This is a genomic window from Paenibacillus bouchesdurhonensis (assembly GCF_900155685.1).
GTDB lineage: Bacteria > Bacillota > Bacilli > Paenibacillales > Paenibacillaceae > Fontibacillus > Fontibacillus bouchesdurhonensis.
In genome coordinates, this window is the sequence record NZ_LT732548.1 from 2034241 (window position 1) to 2059620 (window position 25380).

The following is a 25380-nucleotide window of genomic DNA, read 5'->3' on the forward strand; positions in this document are numbered from 1 at the left end:
TGAATTTATCATTAATATTTTCAAAGTTCTTCCCGGAAATTGTTTGAAACTATGCTAATCTTGCTATATGTTTAGGGTGAGGTGATTTCGATGGCAGCAGGTCAGCAACCAAAATTTCATTATGCGGCTGCAGATAACTCATTTTTTTATCATCATGCTAGAGATGAGCAGCCCAATCCGCTAGACTATAAGCTCCATTATGAGAAGGGCTATGAAATTTTTATGTTCATCAACGGCGCAGGGAGCTTTACGATTGAGGGCAGCAAATACGACTTGGAGCCATACTCCATCCTGATGATGAATTCCAATGAGCTCCATGTCGTTAATATCGCTGAAAATCGGCCGTATGAGCGGATCGTTTTAAGCATGGATGCCAATTTTCTGCCTCCCTTTATGGCTGGCGGCATCGACTTCTTCCGTACGATCAAATTCCGCAAGCTCGGAGAAGATAATCAGTTAAGCGCAGAGATCGTTAGAGCAAGCGGACTGCTTGAATTATTCGATAAGCTGCGGAAGGCCTTGGAGCAGAGGAACCCCGAGCATGAGATGGTCGCGAAATGCATCATCGTGCAGATTTTATCGGCAATCAATGATCTGGCTAAAGCAGATTTGCCAAGCAGCAGCAAGCTGGGGGATGGCAAGGTCAGGGCTGTGTTGGAATATATTAATGCGAATTTGGAGGAGCAGCTTACGCTGGATGCGCTTTCGGAGAGATTTTTCGTCACGAAATATCATTTATGCCGTATTTTCAAGGAAACGACCGGATTTACGATCAATCAATATATCACTTATAAAAGAATTCATTTGGCTGATCAACTGATGATACAGGGCTTTACGCCCACCCAGGCTTGTTTCATGTCCGGGTTCAACGGTTATTCAAGCTTCTTCAAGGCCTATCGCAAGCTGACCGGAGGGACGCCGAGGAGCGGGAAGCCGCAATGATTAACACGGCCAAACTAAAGAAACTGCACATTGGCCTTAAAAAACTGCATTCCGGCTGTGAAGCATCATGTTAAAGTGGACTTAACAGGGTTTGGCTGTATCCATTTCCTGAAATTGTACGTCGAAATAAAATGGTAATTGTCGTTATTGTGGCATGTCGAAAGAACTCGTTGTTGTATAATGAAAGTGTGTTTTAGCAACCTCTTAGCCCGTGCAGAAGGAGGAAGATAGCAATGAACATTAGGGTGTTGTTGGCCGATGATGAACCGGTTATTTTGCGGGGATTGAAGAAGTTGATTTCATGGGAAGAGCTTGGGCTGACGATTGTTGGGGAGGCTAATGACGGAAACGAGCTGAGACAGCTCATTCAGACATGTGATCCAGATTTAATCATTAGCGATATTAGTATGCCTGGCTGCAGCGGCATCGATATCATTCGGGAAGTCCACGAAAAGAACCTGCAGGTCAAAGTGGTGTTTATTAGCGCCTATCAGGAATTTGCATATGCAAAACAGGCGATTCAATACGGGGCGCTCGAATATTTGGTCAAGCCGGTGATTAAGGCTCATTTGGAAGAAGTCGTAACAAAAGCAGCAGCGCTAATCCGTGAGGAGACAGAGGGTGAGCGGGCAAAGGAAATGCTCGATCATTATGAACGAAAGAATCGCACGGTAACGATCGAAGAACTGCTCGATAGCTTGACAGATGGCAATCGGAAAGCCGCCGCCGAGTTGATCCATTTGGGGGCTATCGCCATAAGTCGGTATACCACGGTATGCCTGTTGGAGACGGATGCGGATCTGAGCGGGACTTCGCGTTGGGAGGAACGGGAGCGCAAGCTGGTTCATTTCGCACTGAACAATATTATTAAGGAAACGATAGAAACTGCTGGAAATGCAATTATGTTTCATAAAGAAGGTCAATTTGGCATTCTGGTTCAGCACGAAACGCCGAGGGAGCCGATTCAGCTTGCGAAGGATCTGCATGAGAAGATCAATAGCTATTTGAAGCTGAAGGTATCCATCGGAATCGGCAGTGCGGTCTCCGACACCGAAGAAGCAGAGTATTCGTACCACACCGCATTGAAAGCGCTTAGAAGAAGGTATTTCGTCGGATTGAACCGGGTTATTGAAAATGATAGCCGGGATTCCGAAGCCTCTGAGTCCCCTGAATCTCCTGGCTACACCTTAATCGAGCTGCAAACGTCTTTGGTCAAGGCTTTGACCTCGCAGCAGAGAGAGCAGATTCCCGAGATAACGCAGCAATTGCTCAGCTTGATTAAGCAGCAAGCCGGCGGCAGCAAGAACGTGGCGGTTTCAAATGTTTATAACACGATTCTGGTGCTGGAACAGGAGATGTCCCATATCGGGATTTCGATAGATCGAATTCATCAGGAGCCTTCCTCGCTGCTTGATCGGCTATCTGGCTATTGCACATATGAGGGCGTGGAAAGGGAAGTCGAAGCCATCGTGCAGCAGATTTATGAGCAAATCGCCCATAAATTGACGAATAAGGAAGCCGTACAGCTAGGAGAGATCAAAGCTTATATCGAGGAGCATTACACGGAGAACATTACGCTGGACTCCATGGCCTCGCTGATCTATATGAACCCTTACTATTTCAGCAGCTTCTTCAAGAAGCATACAGGGCAGAATTTCAAGCAGTACTTGACGGAGGTACGCATGAAGCATGCGGTTCGCCTGCTGCTTGAGACCGATATGATGATTTACGAAATCTCCGACCGCGTAGGGTATAACAATGCCAGACATTTCAGCGACATGTTCAAGAAGATGTACGGCAAGCTGCCGCAGGAGTACAAGCAATCCGCTAAAGTCGAATAGGAGAACTGCGTATGCGCTTATGGGGCCGCAAGTTTACTAGTATATTTGTTAAATTTTCAGCGTCCTTTATTCTAGTTGGGCTTATTCCGCTGTTTGCCCTCAGCTTATTTTCGGTGAACATATTCACCGGATATGTAGAGCGGTATACGACCGGAAATTTGCAGCAAATGGTACTGTATATGAGCTACAATCTGAATTCGGCATTTAACCAATACAACGAAGTTTCCAAGCTGATGTATACCGGAAGGTATGAAGGGTACGTCGAGAGCTCGAGTCAAAACCAAGCTTACAATGTAAACGAACTGGAGCAAATCAACAGCATTCCGGTCGATTCTTTTTTGAAGACAGTGCTGTATAGCGATTCTTATATTAGCAGTGTTTTTTTTGTCCGCGAGAGCGATGGAAAGCTCTATTATCAAGAGAAGGAGAACAAGGGGCTGACCGCGGAGCTGCTTCCATATGAAGAATGGCGCCGGCAAATGAGCGGCACTCCTTCAAAGTTGGCGATATTTCCTACGCATTCCGATGGCTACTTTCCGACCTCTGATCGAAAGGTATTTACAATTGGCCGTAATTTAATCGATATTTCCGGCCGCGTTACGGCCGAACCAAAGGTTGTAGGCACTTTGTTCCTCGATGTAGATACAGTTATTTTTGATCAGTTCCTCAAAGAGCTGAATTTAGGAGAGAATGACGAACTATATTTGCTGGATGGGGAAGGCAATGTATATTTCAGCAATAAAGAGCTTTCTTCTGCGGATGGAAGACGGCTAGTATCCGGGTCGGATCAAGGGATGATGGTGATGTCGGAGCCCATCCCGTTTCTCGACGGCAGCTTGACGGCCCGCATTCATCGTGAATCGCTGTTTGAGCAGCTGTTTTCCGTGCGCATGACGATCTTTATCGCGATTGCTCTGTGCTCCATAGCCCTCATTATTATGGGAACCTGGTTCTCCAGGCGGCTGTCGGCTCCGATCCTTACTATGATGAGGCAAATGAGCAAGGTTGAGTCCGGAAATCTGAATACCCAGGTCGAAATTCAGAGCAATGACGAATTTGGCAGGCTCAGCTATAGCTTTAATCGAATGGTCGAGCGCCTGAAGGCGTATATCGATGAGGCTTACGTCGCCCAGATCAAGCAGAAGCAGACGGAACTGAACGCGCTAAAGAGCCAAATTCGTCCGCATTACCTGTACAATACGCTTGAAGTCATCCGAATGAATGCGGTAGACAAGGATCAGGATGAGGTGGCGGATATGATCCTGTCCCTTTCCAATCAATTGAAGTACGTCATCGATTACGGGGAAGAGAAGGTTAGCCTTCATAGCGAGCTGGAGCACTTGAAGGACTACTTCTATATTATTTCGGTTCGGTACGACAAGCGCTTTGAGCTTCATTGCAGCATAGAGCCGGAGGTGGAATTGAACTGGCAAATCCTAAAGCTGTCCCTTCAGCCTCTCGTGGAGAATGCCATCCAGCATGGCCTTAAGCAGAAAGGCAAAGGAACGGTAGGGCTGACGGTGGAGAAGCGAGATCAGACGCTTATCGTCACCGTGTATGACGATGGAATCGGGATGGATCAGAGTAAATTGGACAGCATCTACAAGGCGTTAAATGATCCCGAAGCACCGGGGAAAAACGTCGGTTTGAAAAATGTGCACGAACGGATCAAATCAGTATTCGGCGAGCAATACGGCCTGACGATTAACAGTAGGGAGCATGTCGGCACGTCTGTGCTGCTCACTTTTCCGATTACCGAGGACACAGCCTAACGCCCTTGGCGAACGGGAGCATAAGCCTCCCGTTCGCTTTTATTTTCTCATCTTAAAATTGCGCATATGGCGCTTAAAAAAGTTCATTCTAATCCGAAAATGGGGATGCTATGCTGTTATCAAGGGAAACGCTTACAGATGATGCGCACATCAGTTACCCGTTTCCGTTTAGAGGAAAAAAGGGGAGGTTATCTCAAACTATGTTTAGAAAAACATTACTGAAACTATCCGTACTATTATTGGTGGCAACGACGATACTGACCGCTTGCGGCGGCAACAATGCAGGCGGCAATACTGCTAACACGCCGGAAAATGGCGCTGCCGATAGTGCTAAGAAAGAGGTTGCATTTACGATTGGGTATGCTTCCGGCGACCCGGCGACGAAAAAAGCGATTGCCGATACGGTCAAAAAGTTTATGGAAGTGAACCCTCATATCAAAATAAAAGATTTGAGTGAAACGACGTCGTCTGCTTACCTGGATTGGCTGAAGACCAAAGATGCCGTAGGCGAATTTCCGGATTTGGTAGAAATGCGGGATACGGAAGTGTTCGCAGATGCAGGAAAAATCGTGGAGCTGCCTGCGGATTTGCTCGAATTGTTCGAAGCGCCTCCTGAAGTGGATGGGAAGGTGTGGAACGCACCGATGCAGGTTAATGCACCGCAAGGAATCATCTATAGCAAGAAAGCTTATGCCGATGTCGGAGTCACTGAACTGCCAAAAACCTATGACGAGTTTATCGAAATCCAGGAAAAGCTGAAAGCGACCGGAATTTCTCCGATTGTCGTAGGCGGCAAAGATATTTTCCATATGGGCTTCTGGGTCAATAAGTTCCTTATAGACGCTGTATACGCTGAAGATCCGGATTGGAACTCTAAGCGTACGGCGCAGCAGGCTAGCTTCACCGAGGACAAAGTAGTTCAAGCTATGACGGATTTTAAAGATCTGTTCCAAAAGTACGTTGACAAAGGCTGGTTGAGCACGGGAGATAACCAGACAGCTTCGATCCTCGTTAGCGGCAAGGCGGCGCAGCTGTTCTCCGGAACCTGGATGTTTACGCAAATTGCAGAGGCGGATCCTAATTTTGAATTCGGGTTCTACGCTATTCCTGACCGTGAAGGCAAAGTCAATGTGATTGGGCTGCCATCTCCAGCTGGCTGGTCGATTTCGACGGAAGCATCCAGTGATGCGGACAAAGTTGAAGCGATCAAGGAATTCATCCGTTTCTTCTTTGAGCCGGAGAATTACTCAAACTATTTGGCAAGCATTAACGCTATTCCCTCAACTAAAGCAGAAGTGACTTATGAGACAAGCGAGCAAATGCAGGTTGCGCTCGATCTGATTGCTGATCCGACTGTAAATAAATCCTTGGCAATCAACAATTGGTGGGGCGACAATTTAATACCGCCGCAATTCCGTAACTGGTACTATAAGCTGCTGCAGGAGCTTGTTGTCAAGGACGGAGACGTTGCGGACTACATGAAGCAAGCAGATACGGAATATGACAATCAAGTGAAAGCGAACGCTATGTAAAACAAATATGCTGAGGAGCGGAACCTCTTCGGGGGTTCCCTCTCTTCATAGGAGTATCGAGGGAGGGAGAGGAACTATGGCTACACCTAAAGTAACTGCAGAGGCATCGTTTGCTGCCATTAAAAAAAAGAAAAAGTGGCAGCCCTACGCATTATATTTCATCCTGCCATCATTTATATTGTACACCCTCTTCGTGATTGTTCCGACGCTAGGAAGTGTATATTACAGCTTCACCTCTTGGGATGGCATCAGCTCTGATGTTCGATTTATCGGACTAGCCAATTTCGTGGAAATTTGGAACAGTCCCAGGGTTCACAATGCATTAAAAAATACAATGGTATTAACGATCAGTCTCGTTATTCTTGAAAATATCGTCGCCATTCTCTTGGCGGTGCTCGTCGACAAAGTACGTTGGCTGAGCAAAATATTCAGAAGCATATTTTATTTTCCGACCCTGCTGAGCGGCATCGTCATGGGGTTCGTCTGGGCCATGATGCTCAACTACAACTTCGGTGTCGTCAATCAATTGTTGGATAAGCTTGGATTAGGCGCATTTGCTGTAGACTGGCTGGGCGATCCCAAATATGCCATGCTGGCCGTCATATTGTCTACCGTATGGAAGGGCGCAGGCTACTATATGATTATTTATCTCGCAGGGCTGCAGGGAATACCGCAAGAACTCAATGAAGCGGCAAGCATCGATGGAGCCAATGGCTGGCAGCAATTCCGGCATATCACCTTCCCGCTCCTGGCCGGATCGGTTACAGTATGTATGGTTCTAGCCATGATTAGCGCGCTGAAGATATTCGACCAAATCGCGGTTATGACCGATGGCGGTCCTGGTTTTGAGACCGAAACATTGACGTATCTCATCTATAAAGTAGGCTTCGGCGAATTGCGGCAAGGATTCGGCACCGCACTGGCGCTGGTATTGTTCTTCATCATATTGATCATTACCGTGTTCCAGGTGAAAGTCCTCCAGAAGAGGGAGGTTGAAATGTAAAATGACACTGAAAACACGAAAAACACTCATAAATCTCAGCATATTTCTGATTACGCTTATTATAGCCGTCATTTTCTTCTTTCCGATCTTCTTTAACATTATGTCGGCCTTTAAGAGTAATGCTGAAATTATGCGCGATGCGATCTCTTTTCCGAAGTCGTTATACTTGGACAGCTTCAAATACTTGCTGACGGAAACGAACTATCCCTTAGCCATCGTAAACAGCTTGATTCTGACCGTCGTTTCCATCCTGTTCCAGGTGCTCATTATTCCTATGGCAGGTTATGCGATCCAACGCAGAAATACGAGATGGACAAAATTTATGTTCGTTTACTTCTTGGCCGGGATGATGATTCCGTTCCAGGCTTATATGATCCCTTTGTTCAAGGAACTTAAAATACTCGGGCTCTATGGCAGTTTGGCAGGCCCAGTCATGATTTATATCGCCGGGGCAGTCGGCTTTGGCAGCCTGCTGTACTCCAGCTTCGTCAAAGGCATTCCGCTTGAAATCGAAGAAGCAGCTGAAATCGACGGCTGCTCCAAAGTAAGGACGTTCTGGATGATCGTATTCCCGCTTCTTGGGCCCGTTACGGCGAGCATGGTTGTGCTGAACGGACTCGGAATATGGAATGACTTCCTCATGCCGATGCTGGTGCTTCCGTCCGGCCAGCCGAAGACGATGGTTGTGGAAATCTATCGTTACATCGGTGAATTTTCTTCCCGCTGGGATATGATTTTTGCGGGGACGACGATGTCGGTTGTGCCAGTGCTCCTTGCGTTTATTTTTCTGCAAAAGTATTTCGTCAAAGGCATTGCCGCAGGGGCAACGAAAGGATAAAGACAAACATAGGATTATCGATTACAAACAGCCGGGGTATTTCTACTCCGGCTGTATTTCTTAAGTAAAATAACTATGAATTACTGGAGGATACAAATGAATAAGACCGTCATATATTCAGCACCTGAAGGAGCTGTTGCCTCGAAGGATTATCGCGTTCGTGTGCGGGCTAAGGATGGAGATTGGCAGGAACTGTTTCTATACGAGGTAAAAGTGGACATGCATCACGTTCGCCAGGCATCGATGGCTTATTTTGACCGCGAAGGCATCGTTGAAGTCGAAGTCGAATGCTTATTTGCCGACATACGTTCCGTGGTCATCCGCCCGCTCTCTGCACAAATAAAGGCAGACCCCAAGGGCGGGATCATCCGTTTTGTGGTCGATCGTTCCGTGAAATTATCGGTGGAGATCAATGGCGAGCGGTTCCGCAACCTGCATCTTTTTGCCGGAGAACCGGAACAGGATGCTCCCCAGCCGGACGATCCCGGCGTAGTCGTAATAGAGCGGCCGGGAAAAACGGCCATTCACCGTGCCGCGGATATTTTGAGACTGCTTAAGACGCCGCTAGACAGCTCGGGACAGGAGCCTGACATCCTATATTTTGCCCCGGGGCTGCATTATATCGAAGAGACGATACTGCGGATTCCTTCGGGGAAAACGGTGTATATTGCAGGCGGTGCCGTCGTTGTAGGCTCATTGGTTTGCGAACATGTACAGGATGTAACCATTAAAGGAAGAGGCGTGCTGTATTTATCGGAGTTTCACAGATACTCCGCTTTCCGCGGCATCCGCATCGGGTTCTCGCGCAATATCGAGGTTGAGGGGTTAATTCTCATAGACCCTCCTCACTACAGTATTTATATCGGGAAGTCGAGTCATATCCGAGTCCGTAATTTTAAATCATTCAGCACAAGGGGCTGGTCGGATGGCATCGACATGATGGCCAGTTCGGATATTGAGATTGACGATGTGTTCCTTCGTACCTCGGATGACTGTATTGCCATCTACGGAACCCGCTGGGACTACAATGGAGGCACAAGCCGCGTAAAGATCCGCAATTCGGTATTATGGGCTGATGTCGCGCACCCGTTAATGATTGGCACACATGGCGATTACAATAAGGACGGGGATACGATCGAAGATATCGTGTTCGAAAATTTGGATATTCTTGAACACCACGAGCCTCAAGAGAACTATTGGGGAGCGATGGCGATTAATGCGGGCGATAAGAATATTGTCCGCAACGTTCTATATGATGATATTCGCGTGGAGCCTTTTGAATTGGGACAATTGATCGATATTCGCGTGGTGCATAATCCCGATTATAACCCTGCGCCGGGCACAGGCATTGAGAATATTACATTTCGCAATGTCTGCTATACAGGGGATAACGTCAAGCCGAACCGGATTTACGGATTCGATCAAGACAGAGTTGTCGATGGAGTGACGTTCATTCGATTACAAATAAACGAGAAGACGATACTTCAGGCCGAGGAGGGGCAATTTCATATCAATGAGCATGCCCGCAATATTAAATTTTTGGGCGAATAATCATTAGAAAAGAGACATAAAGACTTGGATAAACCGTCTTTATGTCTCTTTTTAAATAGATCCTGTTATAGCTTTTCTTATCGCTAAGTAATATATAATTTATTATCTTGCCATCCAGCCGCCGTCTACGCAGAGAACGTGGCCGTTCAAGTAATCGGATGCCGAAGAGGCCAAGAACACTGCTGGGCCTTTCAGATCTTCTGGAGTTCCCCAGCGACCGGCAGGAATCCGATCCGTGATTGATGCGAAGCGGTTCTCGTCTGCACGAATTTGTGCCGTGTTATCTGTCGCCATGTAGCCGGGAGCAATTCCGTTAATCTGCAGCCCGCTATTCGCCCACTCGTTGGCGAATGCTTTGGTTAGCCCGGCTACGCCGTGTTTACTGGCTGTATAGCCCGGTACGTTAATTCCGCCTTGGTAGGAGAGCATGGAGCAAATGTTAATGATTTTGCCGCTTCCTCTTTCCAGCATATGACGGCCTGTGATTTGGGATAGCAGGAATACCGTGTTCAGGTTCAGGTCAATGACATCGAACCAATCCTTCTCACTATGATCTTTGGCTGGCGTTCGGCGAATAATGCCGGCATTGTTGACGAGAATGTCAATGTGGCCCGTAAGTTTAAGCGCTTCATCGAAGGTTTCCTGCAATTTGCTGTGATCGCTTAAGTCGACTTCGATGGCCGAAGCCTTTCTGCCCAAGCTCTCAATTTTCTTTACGGTCTCCTCGCTAGAGCTAACGGAGACGCAAACCACGTCTGCCCCTGCCTCGGCAAAGCCGATGGCGATGCCTTGTCCCAATCCGCCGGTAGTTCCTGTTACTAGAGCCGTTTTACCTGTTAAATCGAACAATTTCATGGGTTGGACTCTCCTTTTATCAAATTAGAAATTCTGATCGGTGCCGCACTCAATCGTGACTCCAGCGTTACTGTATTGTTGGGCGACTTCAGCTGGTAATCCACTATCGGTAATAATGCAGGTCAGCTCGCTAAGGGAAGCAAACGTCCGCAGTGCGGTTTGTCCGAATTTATGATGGTTAATAACGGCGATGACTTCACGGGCCGTCTCGATCAAGGCCCGCTTGAAGTCAATGAGATCTCCCGTATAAATTGATAGACCATGGTCGGGATGAATGCCTGTCGCCGAAATAAATGCTTTCTGAATGTTCAATTGTTGTATATATGAGGTGGCTTCCGGCCCGGCCAGCATGTTACGAACCCGATAGCCGCCGGGAACGACGAGACGTATGTTGTCCTTTGCGGCCAGTTCGCTGATGATGTACACGTCATTAGTAATGACGGTTAAAGGATCGTTACTGAGGCGGCGGGCGATTTCCAATGTAGTGCTTCCACCGTCTAGTGCTATGATGTCATTTGGCTCGATATGCTGCAGGGCTCTGTTTGCTATGTCGGTCTTCTCGTCCGCATGCTTCGTTAGAGGCTCCCTAGACGGGAGTATCCCGAATTGATCGCTTTGCGCAAGTATGGCACCGCCGTGAACGCGGACGATTAATCCCTGCTCCTCAAGCCGGGTCAAATCTTCACGAATCGTCTTGCCGGTAACGCCCAGCTTGTCGCTTAACTCCGCCACCGTAACCTCTTTGTTCGTCAGCAGAACCTCCATGATTTTCTCATGCCGTCTAATCGGACTCATACCATCTCAACTCTTCCGTAAATATTTATCTCTCTATCTTAAATCCTTCATGGCTACGGCGTCCATATCACTGTAGATTTTGTTATCGCCAGCCATGCCCCAGATAAACGTATAATTGCTTGTTCCCACACCGCTATGAATGGACCAGCTAGGCGAGATGACCGCCTCTTCGTTTCTCATCACGATATGGCGGGTTTCCGTCGGCTCGCCCATCAGATGGATAACGACCGAATCTTCAGGAAGGTCAAAGTACATATAAGCTTCCATCCGGCGCGGGTGAACGTGCGCTGGCATCGTATTCCACATGTTGCCTGTTTTAAGCTGTGTCATACCCATAACCAGCTGAGAGCTCTGAATGCCATCCGCATGGATAAAACGATGGATCGTGCGGTCGTTGGAATTTTGAATCGAGCCAAGTGCACTGGAATCTGCTTCGCCAAGCGTAGTCTTCGCTGTAGGGAACTCTTTGTGGGCTGGTACCGAGTTCAGATAGAATTTGGCTGGCTTGTCAGCATCCTTGCTTCTGAAAATAACCTCTTTGGAGCCCATTCCTACATACAAGCAGTCTTTTGTGTTCAGATCGTATTCCGTGCCATCTACGATAATGGTACCAGGGCCGCCTACGTTGATTGCTCCAATCTCTCGGCGCTCCAGGAAGAAGGATACGCCAAGCTCCTTCAGATCTGTTTCCAGCTTGACGTCTTGTTTCACGGGATAAGCACCGCCGATGATCAAGCGATCCTCGTGAGTCAAAACCAGCTCCAATTTGTCGGCCGTAAATAAAGTTGGAATATGAAATTCCTGACGAAGCCGATCCGTGTCGAATTGTTTTACTTCATTTGGGTGAGATGCATAACGTCTTTCCATTGTAAAAAAGCCTCCTCGTATAGTTCATTTAGGTTTAATATGTTCATATAGGTTCATATTAATCTGTTTATGTTTAATTTGCAAGCGATTTAATTATTTTGTTTTAGAAGGGAGAAGGACAGGACAAGATCTTAAAAATCTGCTGCAAAAACTTTAAAAGTCTGTGCTCGACAAGGAAAGCAAGATGTTATAATAATTAGATTAGGATGAAGCTTAGAGATCAATTTGGCATCGAGAGGAGAATTAATCATGTGTTCATATCGGAAAAGAATGAACGAAATCGTACGAAGTGTGGCGGTGAAAGCCTGGAACCAGCCATTGTTAACTAGCGGTTTATGGTTCCATGGCGATATTCGGGATAATTATTATTACGCATCCTACTTATTCGCAGCTGCTGTTAGTACTGCAGAGGCGCCATTGTTTGACCGTCTAGAGGCTAAACGGTTGGCTGAGGAAGTGCTGTGCCGGGTGCTCCAATGGCAGGAGACGAGCTCGGACAGCCCGATGTATGGGCATTGGCCGCTCAACCTGCATCCGGTTCCAGAGGAAGCTGCGCCCCATGAGCTGCCCGTAGAACTGATGGGGAGTCTGATGGTTTATTTTTATCATAACTACGCCGAGCATATGAGCAGCGAGTTGGCGGAGAGCTTTGAAACAGCATTAAGAAATGTATATGAGAGCAATTTCTATCGCAAGCCGCTTGTGCATTACGGTCATCATGAAGCAAAATTCACCGCGGCTAAGCTGATTTTTGGTCAAAGATATAACGATCAGGCTCTAGTCGAAGACGGGAGAAATTGCCTGCAGCGTACTTTTGAGCTCATTAAGCAGGAGGGGATGGCGGAATACGGTTCGCTGCCGTGGTTCTGGCATTGGGTGCAGGCGTTCACATGCGCCTTCGAGCTAATGGAGGATAAGGGAATTAAGGCGGAGTTAGCGGAAATGCTGGATCATCTATGGGGAGTAAGGGCGAGCTTATATTTAAAAGGCGCCTGGGTCGGCGCCCATTCCCGCGGCTGGCCGCATGACGCGCCAAAGGATGCCAACGTTCTGCATGATTATGTGCAGTTCGGTAATTTCACCCTCCCGGAAGAGATGCCGCGAACGGAATACGCTGGTCTTCTGTTCCGCGAGGCCCCGGAGAGCGCCCTGCGTATTGCGTTGGATCGCAAGCAGCCGTCCGAGGTGTGCAGTTCGATCATTAAAATGGTCGAGGGCGAAAGGCGAGTGTTGCATTCTTATGCTTATATCACCGATCAGTTCGCGGCAGGCGGGTTATGGGAGAGGGTCAAGGAATTCGACAACGAGCAGTTGCGCTGGCTGTTCAGTCTGCCAGTGCGCCATAGCGGGCTGGGCAATCAGCTGTACTTTTTTCACCCGGGAGAAGGATTCGATGAGTCTGGCTGTGATCCCCGCCATCAAAGCGAGTGGACGGAGGTGCTTTATCACCGGAATGTGGTCATGGCGCTCTATCCGCTGCCGGAAACGGTTCGCGACGAAGTGATCGGCGTTATCCCCGAAGGGGAATGGCTGCAGGAGCCAGAGGCATTGTATGGTAAAGTAGAAGACACTTATTTCGCTGTATACTTGAACGGGCCATATGAAATACGCAAGCAGGACGGCTATAGTCTTGTGGTGTGCCGCGGACGCAGGAGCGGGGTTGTAGTTGAAGCCGTTGGCGCTGCGGCGGCAAATGAAATCGGAATCTTTGAACTGGGGAAATTCGCCAGCAAGATGTCCCGAATGAAGCCCCGATTCATGCTGGACAGAGAATTTCAGGTCGATTACACGGGGATGCTAAGCGGTGAAGAGCTTAGTTTGCGTATAAAAAAGGATAGCGCCCCAGAAACGGTGATTGGCGGTCAAGCTGTTTGTTACGATCATTATAGCTCCCAGGTGCTTTAATCAGGATGCCGCGGGCTGAATAATCATTGACGGGGCCGATTCATTTTTATATAATGATTGGTAATCAAATTTGGATATTTAGAACTTTGAAGAGGAATAATAGTTTGGATTCTGCCACTCAGAGAGCCGGTGCTTGGTGCAAGCCGGTTGGAGAATGCAAATGAACTCGCCTCGGAGTTATGATGCAATGGGGCTGCACGGCGCTCAAGCTGTTGCACTCGTCTCGCGAACATCATCGTCTTGCCTGCGTTAAGGGTGTAAAGGGAGCGGAAGGCAAAGCATGCCGGCCGCTAACTAGGGTGGTACCACGGGAATACTCCTCTCGTCCCTAGCGATGATACGCTATGGATCGAGAGGTTTTTTTATATTGAAGGGAGTTTAAGAGCATGAGTAATAACAACCAATCTCACGATGTATACCGCGCTCAGGTGATTGAGCCGAAATGGCAGGCATACTGGGATGAACATCAAACCTTTAAAACCCGGGAAGAACCGGGCAAACCGAAATTCTATGCGCTCGATATGTTTCCGTATCCGTCCGGCGCGGGTCTTCATGTAGGCCATCCCGAAGGCTATACAGCGACGGATATCGTTTCGCGGTACAAGCGGATGCGCGGCTACAACGTGCTTCATCCGATGGGCTGGGATGCATTCGGTCTACCGGCTGAGCAGCATGCCCTTGATACGGGTGAGCATCCTCGCGATATTACAGTCAAGAATATTAACAACTTCCGGCGTCAGATTAAATCGCTTGGCTTTTCGTACGATTGGGATCGGGAAATCAGCACAACGGATCCGGAATATTATAAATGGACACAATGGATTTTTATTCAGCTCTATAAGAAGGGGCTGGCTTATGTTGCCGAGGTGCCTGTAAACTGGTGTCCGGCTCTAGGAACGGTTCTTGCCAATGAAGAGGTGATCGATGGCAAAAGTGAACGCGGGGATCACCCGGTCATCCGCAAGCCGATGCGGCAGTGGGTATTGAAGATTACGGAATATGCCGAGCGCCTGCTGGAAGACTTGGAGGAGCTGGATTGGTCAGAGAGCATCAAGGATATGCAGCGCAACTGGATCGGCAAGTCCGAGGGAGCGGAGGTCGGATTCCCAATCGAAGGAAGCGATGAGACGCTGACAGTGTTCACGACTCGTCCGGATACATTGTTCGGTGCCAGCTACGCCGTACTCGCGCCAGAACATGAATTGGTGGAGAAAATTACGACGGAAGGCCAGCGTGCCGCGATAGACCAATATCGGGAGCAAGCGGCTCGCAAGAGCGACCTGGAGCGTACGGACTTGGCAAAAGAGAAAACCGGCGTCTTTACGGGAGCGTATGCGATCAACCCGGTTAATGGAGAAAAGCTGCCGATTTGGATCGCGGATTATGTGCTTGCAGGGTATGGAACAGGCGCAATTATGGCCGTTCCGGGACACGATGAGCGAGATTATGAGTTCGCGAAGCAGTTCGGCCTATCGATCATCGAGGTCGTAGAAGGCGGCAATCTTGCAGAAGGAGCATATACAGGAGATGGCGCGCACGTCAACTCTGATTTCCTGAATGGCCTCCGCAACGAAGAAGCGATTAAGAAGATGATTGCTTGGCTTGAAGAGAACGGTAAGGGCAGCGGGAAAGTAAGCTACCGCCTGCGCGATTGGCTGTTCAGCCGTCAGCGGTATTGGGGAGAGCCGATCCCGATCCTGCATTTGGAGGACGGAACGATGAAGCCGGTACCGGAAGATCAGCTGCCGGTGCTTCTGCCGGAGGTCGATCATATCGAGCCTTCCGGCACGGGAGAATCACCGCTGGCTAACGTGACGGAATGGGTGAATACGACGGATCCCGAGACGGGCCTCCCGGCTCGACGCGAGACGAATACGATGCCGCAATGGGCGGGGAGCTGCTGGTACTACTTGCGGTACATCGATCCTCATAATGATAAGGAGCTCTGCTCAAAAGAAAAGGAGCAGGAGTGGATGCCGGTCGATCTGTACATCGGCGGAGCTGAGCATGCGGTGCTTCACTTGCTGTACGCTCGCTTCTGGCATAAGGTGTTGTACGATTTAGGCGTTGTGTCTACGAAAGAACCGTTCCAGAAGCTTGTCAACCAGGGGATGATTCTGGGAACGAATAACGAGAAAATGAGCAAGTCCCGTGGTAACGTCATTAATCCCGACGTCATCGTGAACGAGTATGGTGCGGATACGCTGCGCGTATATGAAATGTTTATGGGTCCGCTCGAAGCAACCAAACCATGGAATACAAGCGGAGTAGAAGGCACGCATCGATTCTTGTCCCGCATTTGGCGCTTGTTCATCGCCGAGGACGGAAGCTTGAATGCCAAAATCAACGATGGCGCAGGCTCGGATGAATTCAAACGCACCTGGCATAAGACGATCAAAAAAGTGACGGAAGATTTCGAGGCATTGCGCTTTAATACAGCGATCAGCCAGCTGATGATCTTCGTGAATGATGCTTATAAAACCGATTGTTTACCGAAAGCGGCTGCAGCCAATTTCGTGCAGCTGCTGTCCCCGCTGGCGCCGCATTTAGCGGAAGAGCTGTGGGAGCGTCTAGGTCATAACGAGAGCGTTACCTACGAGCCATGGCCAACTTATGACGAGGCTTGGATCGTTGAAGCTGAAGTGGAAATCGTCGTGCAGGTGAACGGCAAAATTGTGGATCGAACCAAAGTTGCCAAGGATCTTGACCAGGCGGCGCTGCAGGAGCACAGCATGGCACTGCCAAATGTGCAGCAGGCGATCGAAGGCAAAACGGTTCGTAAAGTAATTGCCGTTCCAGGGAAACTCGTAAACATTGTCGTAGGTTAAATTTTCGATCAAAACTCGGTATTTTGCTCTGTGGTGCCGGTTGCCTCAGGGGCGGCCGATTCGAACAGGACGGTCAGCCTCTCCAAGTCAGCCTCGTGCTTGCGCTGCGTAGCTTCGATTAGGCTTGGAAACACGCCCTGGAGCCGCTCTTCAAGAATAGCCAGCCCTTCGGCGGTCACTCCGCCGGGAACGGCTACTCGGCGCTGCAATTGTTCAGGAGTCAGGCCGCCCTCCGTTAGGAGCCTGCCTGTACCAAGCAGCATTTCAGCGCTAAGAATTAGAGCCTCCGGCATGCTGATGCCGGTCATCTGTGCTGCTGCTCTGGCCCATTGCTGGACGATGAAGGAGATGAAGGCGGGTCCGCAGCTCGAAATGTCAGAGGCGATTCTCGTCTCTGACTCCTTCATTGGAATCGGTCTGCTGATCGAGGACATGAGCTGTTCCAACAATAGCCGGTCTTCAGGCTGGACTCGCTCCCCATAAATGCAGAGCGAGGCTCCGCTATGTACGGTATGGGTAACGCTAGGAATGATCTTGGCGATTTTGGATGGGACTTGATTTTCCAGCATTGAGATAAGCACAGGGCTTGTAATGGATATGACCAGTTGCGACTCAAGGAGTACGCTGCGAATTTCCGCGATGACCTCCGGGAAGTGATGTGGCTTGACGCAAATAAATACGATATCGCTCCCTTGAGCAGCATCGGCATTGTTTGCTGAGACGTGAATGCCGGGATACCGCAATGCCAGCAGCTCGATTTTATCCTTGCTGCGGTTGCTCAGGTACAAGTTATGCGGATACAGTGCACCGGAACGCAGAAATGCTTCGATAAGCAGGCTTCCCATGGACCCCGTTCCGATGAATGCGACTTTCATCCTGATTCCCCCTTTCGTGCCTAAGCACAAAAATATTCGTCGTTTAAATATGTATGCATCTTGATTGGATCTTCATGACTTTTTGGACAGATTCTTTTGAGATTGGAGCGATGGAATTGAAACGGGAATACGTGATGACTGCGGTCATCTCAGCTGTCATAGGGGCTGGATTGATGCTGCTGGCGGTCGGCGGAAGCCGTCCTGCCGGCATTGAGGGATGGATGCCGGTCAACCCCGGGGTCGCTGCCGCGCTTGGCGGCAATGGGATCACGGAAGCAGCTACTGCCGCTGCAATTGAACCGATTGCGGCGGAGTCGGCTGGCCTGAATGGCTCTGGCGCCGGTAATCGCCCGGCTCAGCTAGAGGCAGAATCTGCTGTCTCCAATGCCGGCGCCGAGGCAGGCACACGTGCTGGGGAAGACGAGGGGGATCAGGCTGATCCAGCCAAAGGTGCGTCAGCCGGAGCTGTGGGCGGAATGACAGATGCGATACCGTCACAGACATCCGCCGAGCCATCGGAGGAGGCTGGCCTAGTGAGTGTCAACACGGCGAACAGCATGCAGCTTCAAACCATTCCGGGCATCGGCGAGAGGAAGGCGCAGGCGATCATAGATTACCGGAATCAACACGGATCTTTTAATTCCTTGAGTGACTTGAAGAAGGTGAAGGGCATCGGGGATAAAGTGTTCCAGAAAATGAAGCCTTATATCAGACTATAAGAGGAGAACTAAGGATGAGTCCAGATACACGCAAAGATTGGGATACGTATTTCATGGATATCGCCTACATGGTATCCACGAGATCACGTTGTAACCGGCGGCATGTGGGGGCTGTGCTTGTACAAGGGAAGAAGCTGCTCGGAACGGCATATAATGGCGCCCCGTCGGGAGTGCCTGACTGTTCGGAAGCAGGCTGCATGATCGCTGAGGAGTATGAAGTAGCGACAGTGGACGGTCAGGAAACAATGGTCAAAAAACAGCGCTGCGTACGAACCATTCATGCGGAGCAAAATCTACTGCTGTTTACCGACCGGATCGACCGGGAGGGCTCCAGTGTCTATGTGACCGATCAGCCATGCTGGACGTGCGCCAACATGCTGGCGAATAGCGGAATTACCGAAATCATTTACCACCGTCCTTATCCAAAGGATGCAGGCAAAGTTTTAGAGATGATGGGCCAGAAGGGAATTAGTTTCCGGCGCTTGGAATCATATCAGCCTCCGAAGGAAACGGATGGCCGGGTTGAAGATTAGAGCAAATAGATGAAGGAAGAACCTCGTCTGCTGCGGCAGATGGGGTTCTTTTTTTGTTGTCCAGTACAAGGAGGCATTTAGGGTGTTGACGTTTCTGAAAGGAGCTGCGTATGCGACATAGGCCATTAGTTGCTGCGGTTTGCTGCTGGATTGTCGGCAGCGGGCTGTCATATTTGTACGATGGCTCAGCTTTCTGGCTGAGCTGGATCGGGATATCCATGTTCGTTCCCTTGCTGGGGGTGATTTGCCGATGCCCATGGAGGAAGCTGCTCATTTTTTGGTTGATGTTCTCTCTCGGAGCCGTGTACTGGTCATATCATGATGGAAGGAATGAGAGCGTGCTCTCCGGCTTGATTGTAGGGGGGAGCTCTAGCTCATCGATGAGCTTCACCTCCGGGCAAACGCAGGTTCATGCCAAGGGCGTGCTATGGTCCGCCGTGGAGGTTGATGGTGACCGTGCGGATTTTACGATCCGCTTAAGCTCCGCCGCATTTCCGGCTCCGGAATCCAGCGTCCATGCCTCCGCTCCATATGAGACAGATGAGAATCATTCTGAAATGGTTCATGGAGAGAAATTAATGGTTCAGGTACGACTGGCTTCACTGGAGGAAATTGAAGTAGCGAAGAAGTGGCAGCGGGGACAGCAGGTGGAACTGGCCGGCAGCTTGGAAAGGCCAAATGTCGCCCGAAATTTTGGCGGATTTGATTACCGGCGCTATTTGCGAAGTCAACGCATCCATTGGATTTTGAAGGTACCGGGCACGTCATCCGTTCAGGTCGAGGATGACAGAAAAATTAGCCCGGCAGTGTTGATCGGAAAAGTCGATGCTGCCCGAATGCTGCTGGGAAATCGTATTGAGCACATGTTTCCAGGCTGGCAAGCGGGATATATGAAAGGCTTGTTGATCGGTTTTGTGAGTGAGCTGGAGCCGGATAAATACATGCAGTTCTCTCAGCTCGGGATGACGCATATTTTGGCCATTTCCGGCAGTCATGTTGCAATTAACGTAAGTTTAATTTTTGGATTGCTGCGCTTATGCCGAGTAAGTCGGGAAAACTCGTATCGCATCATATTCAGCTTCATTCCTGTTTATGTGCTCATTACGGGATTTTCACCTTCTGTTATTCGCTCAGGATTAATGACGATGATCGGCATATATTTAATGCGCCGGGGTCTGTTGAAGGACGGTTTAAACGTCCTGTCGGCGGCCGCTTTATTGATGCTGTTATGGGAGCCATATTTTATGCTTAATGTCAGCTTCCAGCTTTCTTTTATCGTGACGGCGGGCTTGATTCTGTTTGTTCCTTTGCTGATGCCGTATCTAAAGTGGCTGCCTGCCAAATTGGGCGGTGCCGTTGCGATTACCGTCGCTGCTCAAATCGTTTCTTTTCCACTTACGATCTATTATTTCAATCAATTCTCACTGTTATCTTTAGCCGCCAATATGCTGCTCGTTCCCCTCATCGGGATGATTGCATTGCCCGGCGGTACGGCGGCGCTCCTGCTAAGCGCACTTTGGCTTCCCCTCGGCGAGTGGCTGGCCTATCCTGTGAGGATTTTAAATACAGCTACTTTCATTGTGACAGAATGGTTGAATGCCCGCAGCGGATTTATGACTTATTGGAAATCTCCCTCGTTACTGTGGATTGCTGTATTTTATGCTGCTTTTTATTTGCTATTATACTGGAGACATCGCGACCGGATCGTGCGGGAGGCGGATCTGGCGGAAAACGATGATACACAGCCGCTCGGGCCATTGACGCAGAGCAGAGGGCCGAAGGACAGTTGCCGCAGGCAGTGGCGGAGATCTGTCAATATCCGCCCTCAACCTCGACAGCTTATACAGACAGCGCTTGCCGGCCTGCTGCTTGTCCAATTATATATAGGATATCAGCCTTTAAATACGAAGGGCAGGGGACATGTGCAGTTTATTGATGTTGGGCAAGGAGATTGTGCTCTTATCACTACTCCTAATGGAAGGAACCTGCTTATCGATGGGGGAGGCACTGTATCGTTTCGTAAACCGGAGGAGGCATGGCGGAATCGGCGCGAGCCCTTCGAGGTAGGAGCGAAGACAGTTGTCCCTTTATTAAAAAAGCGCGGAATCAACCGCTTGGATGCGGTCATTCTTACACATACCGATCAGGATCATGCCGGGGGACTGCAAGCGGTACTGGAGCAGTTTCCCGTAGATGCGCTGCTCATCAATGGAACGCTAAGTGATTCGGCAACGATCAAGAAGCTGATGTCTACGGCGCTTCATAAGCAAATTCCGATTTATGCGGCCAAGCAAGGGATGAGTTTGAAGGTAGATGCATCGACTAGGATACAAGTGCTATCGCCTGAAGCGGATGTTACCAGAAATGAGGGTATCCCTTATAGCAAAGAGCAGAACCATGAATCCATCGTATTTGCTTTACAAATGGCAGGAGCGGCGTTTTTATTTACCGGAGACATGGATGAAGCTGCCGAGCATCGTATATTGGAGGGGCTTAATCGCGAGTTCCAGCCTAAGATCGATGTCATGAAAATTGCCCATCACGGCAGTAAAACCTCGACCTCTCCGGAATGGCTGGAATATTGGCAGCCAGCTGCTGCCGTTATTTCAGCTGGAGCCTCCAACAGTTACGGCCATCCTCATCCAATCGTAGTAGAAAGGCTGAACTCCTTGACCAGTCCGATCTATCGAACGGATCAACAAGGGGAGGTGCAAATGGAAGTTAATAACGGCCGCATTCGCGTTCGTACCAAGCTGCCTTCCTCGTGATGACGGGCTTCGTTTTTTCTGGTATTCTTAGGTGAGATTCCGGCCTTTATATGAGAATGTAAAAACTTATTACTAGAAACTTCTAAAAATAATAGTAACAACATTGCAACATATCGCCAATCGATATCGTCTGTAAGGTTGCAAGGAAGGGGGAGCCTTTGTGGTGGAGCAGGAACTCATCAGAGCCGCTCAAACGGGCGATCGCGACGCTCTAATCACCCTATTGCGAGAAATAGAACATCAGGTATACCGTACGGCCTATTATATTTTGAATAATGAGCAGGATGCGCATGATGCAGCCCAGGAAGCACTGATCCGCATTTATACAAAGATTGAAACTTATGAGGAGAAGGCACAATTTAAGACCTGGGTGCAGCGGATTGTGACGAATATTTGCATCGACAAATTCCGTAGAAAAAAACCGACAGTATCGATCGAGGAGCACGAGATTGTGTTCGAAGGCAAGGATAATGTCGAGCGCGAAGTCATGTCAGGATATATTGCGGAGGATATCCGTGAAGCGATAGATCAGCTTCCGGAGCATCATCGCTCCGTCGTAGTTTTGAGATATTTACAGGAATTTTCGTATAACGAAATAGCTGAAAGCTTGAATTTGCCGCTGAATACGGTGAAATCCTATTTGTTCAGGGCAAGGCAGCAGCTTCAGCACTTACTCCAAGATTATCAGAAAGGTGGTGTGTCAGGATGAAATGCGCGGAGGCGGTGGAATGGATGCATCGGTATGTAGACCATGATTTGAATGACGAAGAGACCTCTCTCTTGTTTGATCATATCCGGGATTGCAGCGATTGTGCATATGAATTTGAACTTCTGAACGAGCTTTCTGCCAAGCTAAGTGAGCTTCCGGATGTCACCCCGCGCTTTAGCCTCGTTGATCGGATCATGCCGCAGTTGGATGAAATTGATCGGGCCCATCAGGAAGAGGGGAGTACATTAGAGGATGAGCATATTATCGGATCGGTAGCGGCATCCGCGGCAGCTAGCCCGCGAAGCGCACGGAGCCGACGTGATAAGCAAGCCTCGCAGCGCAGCCAAAACCGTAAAATTCGGACGGGTATTTTCGGAACGGTAGCTGCAGCGGTCATTTTGGGAATTTTCATTACGCAATATGAGCCGCGAACGATTCCTAATGCGGAGCTGTCGAAGGCTGACCAAAGCACAGAAATGAAAAGCTCATCCTCTGCCAACGAATTTCTGACGCGAAGCATGGATGATGCAACCGATAATGCATCTGGAATAAGAGATGGAGATGGATCGACCGGAAACTCAGGCGGGAATCCTGGAAGTGAGGCGGATATGAACGCCTTCACTCCGAATGAGGAACCGTCTTCTAAGCCATCTTCTGCGGGAGATGCTGATCCGGGAAAGAAGGCGTCTGAGGATAATAGCGTGACGAAGGGGGAAGGATCATCCCCGGCACCGGCGAATACGCCTGCCGAAGCTAGCGAAGGCGCAGTGGGCAGCCCGACAGGGGATGTTTCGCGCAGTACGGGAAACCATTCTACGCCGAAGGAGGGAACCCTCGAGGGGAGTCCAGACCAAGGAGAGCCTGCCCAGGACAATCCGCAGAGCGGCAGCGAACTGGGAGACCATCGAATGGACATGGCTCCGCTTGCTCCAGAAGCATCCGTATTTTCGCCAGATCCGAGGGAAGGTTATGGAATTGCGAGTATGCCGGAGGAATGGGACTCTCCAGATGGAATGCACCGCGCTGTTTTGCTGGGAAATCATCTGTACATTTACAAGGCGGACAATGAGGATGCGGAGCTTGTTGCAGATGAACCGGTGTCTGGCACATGGATTAAAGGGGAATGGTCCGGCGATGGCACGAAATTTAACTATGAGGCGGATGTGGACGGCAGTGTGACTAAGCATAGCCTAGAGGTCAAACCTTCAGCGAATGCGGAAAATTCTTCACAAAATCGATAAGAGAAGCACGATTTCAAGAGATATGGAATAGGTTAAGTATATAAGAGAGAATCAAAGAGAATTTGAAAGACCCTGATCGTCGTATGACCGCCGGCGGAAAAGTTTCTAGAGCTTTTCAGCCCGCGTTTATATAGATGCTCCGGGACAAAGGAACCTGCTGGCCCTGCGGCCAAAGGTTCCTTTGTTTGTTTGCCCGCAAATCAAGGCGGGCCGTTAATTGCATTTGGACTAAACCGGTAATTCACAGTATCATAGTAATATGATTGTTAATGGCGAACCAAAAAGGGGAATGCCAAGTAATTTGCGTGGGATGAGAGGGGAAGCCGAGTGGATACCAAGACGGCGATGAAAGAAATAAGACAGGGGCGCATATCCCCTTTATACCTATGTTATGGCACGGAAAAGTACCAAATCAATGAATTTATCGCTTTGCTGGAGAAGCAGGTCATTGACGAGGAACAGCGTGATTTTGCCATGGCAGCCTTTGACTTGGCGGAAACACCGATCGAGGCGGTTATCGAGGAAGCGGAGACATTGCCGTTTCTCGTACCTCGCAAGCTGATCGTCGTAAGGGATGCTTCTTTGTTTACGGCGGGAAAAGATAGTGGAAAAGTCGAGCATAAGCTGGAGTCCTTGACCGCTTATATGACGAATCCGGCGGAGCATAGCGTCATTGTGTTTGTCGTTCACGGGGAAAAGCTTGACGAGCGAAAGAAGATTGTGAAGGCGATCAAGGCGTCGGGAACCGTGCTTTCTTTTATGCCGCTTGGCGGTGGAGAGCTCGTGCAATGGGCCGTCAAGCAGGCGGAGAAACGGGGTTGCCGCCTGAGTCGTGAGGTTGCTGAGGCTTTAATCGCTGCCAGCGGCGTTCAAATGGCTGCCCTTGCCGTTGAATTGGATAAGTTATGTCTTTATGCCGGAAATGGGGGCGTTATCGACGAAGGGGCCATCAACCAGCTGGTGGCGCGAAGTACCGAGCAAAATGTATTCGCTATGGTGGAGTGCATTGCGAATCTTAAACTGGAGCAAGCGCTGGACATATTTTATGAACTGCTAAAACAACGCGAGGAACCGATTAAAATTGCGGCGTTGATCGCGCGTCAATTTCGGATTATGCTGCAGGTGAAGGAACTCGGGCGGCAAAGCTACTCGCAGCAGCAAATGGCCTCCCAGCTTGGACTGCATCCTTATGCGGTGAAAATTGCGGGTGAGCAGGCGCGGAGATTTGAGACGGCCAAGCTGCGCCAAGTACTGTCGGAGCTTGCGCAGCTGGACTACCGGATGAAGAGCGGCGGGATTGATAAGGTGCTGGGAATTGAACTGTTCCTCCTGAAGCTGGGAGCATAGTAGCTTGGGGTCATAATTTAAAACTGCACCAAAAAGACCTGAACAGAAATGTTCAGGTCTCTTTGAGCTTAAGTTTATAAATAACGACACTTACGCTTGGGACGTAAGGGCGTTCAATTTTTTAGCCAAGCGGGATTTCTTACGGGCAGCAGCATTTTTGTGGATCAAACCTTTAGTAACGGCTTTGTCCAATTTCTTAGCAGCTGCAGCAAAAGCTGTTTTAGCTGTTTCTACCTCATTGTTGCTCAGCGCAGTGTCGGCAGCTTTAACAACAGTACGCAAAGCGGACTTTTGCGAAGCGTTCAGAGCACGGCGTTTGTCGTTGGTTTTCACACGTTTAATAGCAGATTTAATGTTTGGCATTGCATTCACCTCCTGTAAAGCAAATATCATCCCAGATGATTCACAACTTAAAATATTTTATCACGCAGTTAGGTAAAATGCAATAAATTCATAGCA

General features: G+C 49.2%; 20 protein-coding genes and 1 other annotated feature. Of the genes, 15 read left to right on the forward strand and 5 right to left on the reverse strand.

The window, feature by feature from the left end; genetic code table 11:
* Positions 1-90: 90 nt before the first annotated feature.
* The 7 genes from CZ379_RS13360 to CZ379_RS13390 all read left to right on the forward strand — a co-directional run bounded on the left by CZ379_RS13360 (position 91) and on the right by CZ379_RS13390 (position 9479).
* Positions 91-942, forward strand: coding sequence for an AraC family transcriptional regulator (locus CZ379_RS13360; protein ID WP_110932070.1), 852 nt, complete (start codon positions 91-93; stop codon positions 940-942).
* A gap of 233 nt (positions 943-1175) precedes the next feature.
* On the forward strand, positions 1176-2783 hold the full coding sequence (locus CZ379_RS13365; protein WP_110932071.1) for a response regulator: 1608 nt from the start codon (positions 1176-1178) through the stop codon (positions 2781-2783).
* Positions 2784-2794: 11 nt separating this feature from the next.
* On the forward strand, positions 2795-4555 hold the full coding sequence (locus CZ379_RS13370) for a cache domain-containing sensor histidine kinase (RefSeq protein WP_110932072.1): 1761 nt from the start codon (positions 2795-2797) through the stop codon (positions 4553-4555).
* Between the two features lie 200 nt (positions 4556-4755).
* Positions 4756-6087 carry an ABC transporter substrate-binding protein gene (locus CZ379_RS13375; protein WP_110932073.1) on the forward strand — a complete coding sequence of 444 codons (1332 nt, stop codon included), beginning with the start codon at positions 4756-4758 and terminating at the stop codon, positions 6085-6087.
* 76 nt (positions 6088-6163) lie between these two features.
* Positions 6164-7090: a carbohydrate ABC transporter permease gene (locus CZ379_RS13380; protein ID WP_110932074.1), complete on the forward strand. Its 927-nt coding sequence runs from the start codon at positions 6164-6166 to the stop codon at positions 7088-7090.
* Position 7091: 1 nt separating this feature from the next.
* Positions 7092-7928 carry a carbohydrate ABC transporter permease gene (locus tag CZ379_RS13385; protein WP_199925603.1) on the forward strand — a complete coding sequence of 279 codons (837 nt, stop codon included), beginning with the start codon at positions 7092-7094 and terminating at the stop codon, positions 7926-7928.
* A 96-nt stretch (positions 7929-8024) separates the two neighbouring features.
* Positions 8025-9479, forward strand: coding sequence for a glycosyl hydrolase family 28 protein (locus CZ379_RS13390; RefSeq protein WP_110932075.1), 1455 nt, complete (start codon positions 8025-8027; stop codon positions 9477-9479).
* Between the two features lie 102 nt (positions 9480-9581).
* On the opposite strand, the gene kduD is transcribed toward CZ379_RS13390, so the two are convergent.
* The 3 genes from kduD to kduI are packed head-to-tail and all read right to left on the reverse strand — an operon-like array spanning position 9582 to position 11996.
* Positions 9582-10334, reverse strand: a complete 753-nt coding sequence (kduD, locus tag CZ379_RS13395; RefSeq protein WP_110932076.1) for a 2-dehydro-3-deoxy-D-gluconate 5-dehydrogenase KduD — start codon at positions 10332-10334, stop codon at positions 9582-9584.
* A 24-nt stretch (positions 10335-10358) separates the two neighbouring features.
* Positions 10359-11129 carry a DeoR/GlpR family DNA-binding transcription regulator gene (locus CZ379_RS13400; protein WP_110932077.1) on the reverse strand — a complete coding sequence of 257 codons (771 nt, stop codon included), beginning with the start codon at positions 11127-11129 and terminating at the stop codon, positions 10359-10361.
* Between the two features lie 33 nt (positions 11130-11162).
* Positions 11163-11996 carry a 5-dehydro-4-deoxy-D-glucuronate isomerase gene (gene kduI, locus CZ379_RS13405; RefSeq protein ID WP_110932078.1) on the reverse strand — a complete coding sequence of 278 codons (834 nt, stop codon included), beginning with the start codon at positions 11994-11996 and terminating at the stop codon, positions 11163-11165.
* A 249-nt stretch (positions 11997-12245) separates the two neighbouring features.
* On the opposite strand from kduI, the gene CZ379_RS13410 reads away from it, so the two are divergent.
* Complete coding sequence (locus CZ379_RS13410) at positions 12246-13901, forward strand: hypothetical protein (protein WP_110932079.1); 1656 nt, start codon at positions 12246-12248, stop codon at positions 13899-13901.
* A gap of 77 nt (positions 13902-13978) precedes the next feature.
* Positions 13979-14234, forward strand: a binding site (T-box leader).
* Between the two features lie 53 nt (positions 14235-14287).
* Entirely contained in the window at positions 14288-16729 is a 2442-nt protein-coding gene (gene leuS / locus CZ379_RS13415) for a leucine--tRNA ligase (protein ID WP_110932080.1), read from the forward strand.
* An 8-nt stretch (positions 16730-16737) separates the two neighbouring features.
* Here leuS and comER read toward each other — a convergent pair whose 3' ends face one another.
* A complete protein-coding gene (comER, locus tag CZ379_RS13420) occupies positions 16738-17604 on the reverse strand; it encodes a late competence protein ComER (RefSeq protein WP_110932081.1) in 867 nt (288 codons plus the stop codon).
* A gap of 110 nt (positions 17605-17714) precedes the next feature.
* Between comER and CZ379_RS13425 the strand changes: the two genes are divergently transcribed.
* The 6 genes from CZ379_RS13425 (at position 17715) to holA (ending at position 24921) form a co-directional block, all read left to right on the forward strand.
* Positions 17715-18323 (forward strand): ComEA family DNA-binding protein, encoded by a 609-nt coding sequence (locus CZ379_RS13425; RefSeq protein ID WP_234404907.1) that lies wholly within the window; start codon positions 17715-17717, stop codon positions 18321-18323.
* Positions 18324-18337: 14 nt separating this feature from the next.
* The gene (locus CZ379_RS13430) at positions 18338-18856 is read left to right on the forward strand and encodes a deoxycytidylate deaminase (RefSeq protein ID WP_110932083.1); all 519 of its coding nucleotides are present in this window, start codon (positions 18338-18340) and stop codon (positions 18854-18856) included.
* A gap of 110 nt (positions 18857-18966) precedes the next feature.
* A complete protein-coding gene (locus tag CZ379_RS13435; RefSeq protein ID WP_110932084.1) occupies positions 18967-21624 on the forward strand; it encodes a ComEC/Rec2 family competence protein in 2658 nt (885 codons plus the stop codon).
* 160 nt (positions 21625-21784) lie between these two features.
* Positions 21785-22333, forward strand: coding sequence for an RNA polymerase sigma factor (locus tag CZ379_RS13440; protein ID WP_110932085.1), 549 nt, complete (start codon positions 21785-21787; stop codon positions 22331-22333).
* Positions 22330-23574 (forward strand): anti-sigma factor family protein, encoded by a 1245-nt coding sequence (locus tag CZ379_RS13445; RefSeq protein ID WP_110932086.1) that lies wholly within the window; start codon positions 22330-22332, stop codon positions 23572-23574. Before CZ379_RS13440 ends, CZ379_RS13445 begins: the two co-directional genes overlap by 4 nt.
* Positions 23575-23901: 327 nt before the next feature.
* Positions 23902-24921, forward strand: a complete 1020-nt coding sequence (gene holA / locus CZ379_RS13450) for a DNA polymerase III subunit delta (protein ID WP_110932087.1) — start codon at positions 23902-23904, stop codon at positions 24919-24921.
* Positions 24922-25011: 90 nt separating this feature from the next.
* On the opposite strand, the gene rpsT is transcribed toward holA, so the two are convergent.
* Entirely contained in the window at positions 25012-25284 is a 273-nt protein-coding gene (gene rpsT / locus CZ379_RS13455) for a 30S ribosomal protein S20 (protein ID WP_110932088.1), read from the reverse strand.
* Between the last annotated feature and the right edge of the window lie 96 nt (positions 25285-25380).